Origin of the sequence: Phormidium pseudopriestleyi FRX01, from assembly GCF_017313335.1 — a bacterium.
Lineage (GTDB): Bacteria > Cyanobacteriota > Cyanobacteriia > Cyanobacteriales > Laspinemataceae > Laspinema > Laspinema pseudopriestleyi.
In genome coordinates, this window is record NZ_JAFLQW010000403.1 from 1 (window position 1) to 3,491 (window position 3,491).

Sequence of the window (3,491 nt, forward strand, 5' to 3'; positions counted from 1 at the left end):
CCCTTGGAGGGGTGTCCCGAAGGGACGGGGTGGTTTCTTGATTTGGAAGAGACAGATACTGTTGAGTAGGGCGCATAGATAAATACCTGTTCAGTAGCTAGAATTTACCACCCCGCCCCTCCGGGGCACCCCTCCAAGGGAGGGGAATTTCTCGGCTAATTCCCCTCCCTTGGAGGGGTGTCCCGAAGGGACGGGGTGGTTTCTTGATTTGGACTCGCCAACACTGGATGACTTCGCAAAAAATCCATAACCCCTGCTATATTCTTCTTTACATCACCATCTCGCAAATGAACAACTGTTAACCCTAAACCCATCAGAAAAGCATCCCGTTCAGCATCATATTCAGCCTTATCATCATGACTGCTACCGTCTACCTCAAGCACGAGCGCCTTTTCCGCGCAATAAAAATCAACAATATAATTACCGATGATTTTTTGGCGATCAAAATCTAGGCCTAAAAACTGTTTGCGTTTAATTTGATTCCATAGCAACACCTCCGCCAAATTTCCAGCACGGCGCAAGGCTTTAGCCCGATCCTTCAGTGCTGGGTTATAGGGAAGAGACATATACTTTTGAGTATCGCGCATAGATCAATACCTGCTCACAAGAAAGAATTTACCACCCCGCCCCTTCGGGGCACCCCTCCAAAGGAGGGGAATTTTGGGGAATTTTGGGGAATTTTGGGGCTTATTCTCCTCTTATGGAGTAGGGCTGTTTCATTTTCCTGGCCCAATTAATTTTTGGATTGTTCAATCGCTTTATCTGGCGGGGGATACAGGCTGATTCCCCTCCCTTGGAGGGGTGTCCCGAAGGGACGGGGTGGTTTCTTGTTCTTAGTTTCAAATTAGGAAATAAGGCCGAAAACCCTTGGGCTGTAAAGCTTACGGGGTCAGGAAAATGCGACAATGAAACAGCCCTAACCTTAAAAACGCCAATCGGCTTTTTAGAATTTTGCAAGAAGTCTAATCCTCCTACTCTATCATAATCAAGAAATAGAAATCGCCTCCGTAGTCAATGCCGGAACCTCTGAACTTTTTTCCTCTGGAATATGTTCCATCAAAATTTCCATCTTATTTAAAGCAATATTCCCAAAAATTGTTGCAAATGCCACATCCGAAGCATCCCGTCCCGTTCCAATTCTAACAATGCCATTTTGAGGCGCTAACCGAGTGGCATCAAACAGATACCAGCGTCCTCCCAAATATGCCTCAAAACAAGCATGAAAATCAGGTGGATTTAACCCATAGGCATATCCTGCCACACATCGCGCTGGAATATTCAAGGCGCGACAAAAGGCGATCGCCAAATGAGCAAAATCCCGACAAACCCCAATCCGTTCTGTTGCTGTATCAAATGCTGATGTATGGGGATTGCTTGTCCCATATTCATAAATCACTTTTTCATAAATCCAATTACAAATTGCCGTCACCCGAGAATATCCGGTTGTCAAGTTTCCAAATTCAGAAATTGCCAAATTACTCAGGCGATCGGACTCGCAATACCGACTCGGATAAAGATAGTGGAACGTCTCTACGGGTAAATCTGCTGGCGGCACTTCATCAATGGTATTGGCATCCCCATAAAAATGGTTCATTTCCACTGTTGCCTGATAGAAAATATTCAAATTCGTACCTGCCGGGACATTCACGCGGAAATAGCGATTTTCCACGACGGGGGTAACATATTCATCGATGCGAATATCCGGGTCGATGATTAATTGTTCGGTGAGGATTTTCTGACAAGCTGTTTCGACAACGCGAATATTAAAGACAAAGGTACTCAGGGACTCAACATTATAATTGAGCGTACACCCTAGTTTGAATTTCATGTTTTTTAAGTCGGGGATGGGGTAGAGTTGGATTTAATTTTAGCATAATCGGGAGGGAGGCGGAGGTTTGGTGGCGACAACCGGGGGTTTAAACCCCCGCCTAATAGCTTGCATTCGGTTAAAACCGACTGGAGAAATGATTTTTAAGGGGTTTGTTTTGCGGATTGTATGGGGAATCAGGGTTTCTACAAATTTGCGGAAACCTGTTGACAAGGTTTGGGATTTTTGGTATATTGTTATTGTCGGAGAAGGTGCGGCCAAAAAAAGGCATCTCCAGGTATCAAATTGGCCTCAATAGTTATAAGCATTTTCGGGGAGTGCGAGCATCTTGCTCGCTATTGTCCGAAGCGAGCAAGATGCTCGCACTCCCCATCGCTATCTGTACCTCATGACTTCGGCATCCTCTATTTTGCGTTGACGCACCTTCCGGGATAAATTGCCGCACCATTGGGGTTAATTGCTGCCTCATTTTTCTGGACAAACCGAACAATCATTCCCTCAAATTAGGAATTGCGCTTATCCCGCAATATCTGAAGATTTTCTAATGCTGCGGTTTTCTTGACTGTTGCCAGTTGGATGGGGTTGGGTTGGGGTTGGGATTTGAGGATTTCTAAGGCGCGATCGCAACAAAAAACCGCTTCTCGATATTCCTCACAGTCGGAGGCGATCGCCGCAAGGCGGTTGAGAACCTCTGCCACCTCTGGCGCATCTTTCCCTAACTGCTGTTGGCGCAACTCCTGCGATCGCATTGCCGCATTCTTGGCATCAAAAGTGCGATCGCCAGCAAGATACACCCCCGCCAATTCATACTCCACTCGCGCCGCTTCTAAACTGTCCCCTAATCCCACTGCCGCATACTGCGCCTTGGCAATTTCTAATTCCTTTAGCGCTTTCTCAGTTTCTCCCAACTCCGATAAGGAATATCCCAGCAGCATCTGCGCCTTGGCAGTGGTTGCCGTGACGGTTTCCCCTAGACGTTTCACCAGCGATCGCAGCATCTCCACCACTTCCGAATGTTGATACTGTTCCTGATGAGTCGGCATTTGCGCCAATACCCAGGCAGTCGCCTCCTCGGAATGACTACTGTCTATTGCTTGATCCAATGCCTCATCCAGCAACAATATTGCCGCTTGCGGGGTTTGCGCCTGGAGATACTCCTGCCGCAACTCTTCATATAATCCCTGATGCAGGGTTTGCCGTTGCTGCTGCGGTTGGGTTTCTAGCAAATACTGCCGCATCAGGGGATGTAACCGCCATTTCCCCTCTGCCACTCCTTCTATATAAAGAGAGGCAATCACTTCGGCAAACCGTCCCCGCCAAGTTTCCAGATGCTGCTGTTGCATCAGGCGATCGAACCTTGCCTCATCCCACTGACGCGGAATTGCCAAGACTTGCAGCATTCGCAGTTCCTCGGGGTCCCAGGTTGCTGCTTCTGTGGTGAGAAATTCCTCCGGTTTCCCGGCAAAATCTTCCACCTGCGGCGATCGCCTCTGCTGGATTTTCTGCCAACGCTTCACAGACAGATACATATAATAAGGTGTTCCTTGGCAAATTTCGGTGATGGTTGACAAGAGGCGATCGCCGGTAATTCCCGCAGTGGTTAAAACTTCCTGACTTTCTGCCTCGGTTAGCGGCAGGATCGGAATTCTCTCACTCGCCTCCA

Annotated in this window: 3 protein-coding genes; all 3 read right to left on the reverse strand. The window is 47.8% G+C overall.

Annotation, left to right across the window (positions count from 1 at the left end):
* Positions 1–155 precede the first annotated feature (155 nt).
* Positions 156–587 (reverse strand): endonuclease domain-containing protein, encoded by a 432-nt coding sequence (locus tag J0895_RS15105; RefSeq protein WP_207088881.1) that lies wholly within the window; start codon positions 585–587, stop codon positions 156–158.
* 398 nt (positions 588–985) lie between these two features.
* Entirely contained in the window at positions 986–1,828 is an 843-nt protein-coding gene (locus tag J0895_RS15110) for a transglutaminase-like domain-containing protein (protein ID WP_207088882.1), read from the reverse strand.
* Positions 1,829–2,331: 503 nt separating this feature from the next.
* Positions 2,332–3,491 (reverse strand): tetratricopeptide repeat protein (locus J0895_RS15115; RefSeq protein ID WP_207088883.1); only part of this gene is annotated, 1,160 nt, incomplete at its 5' end.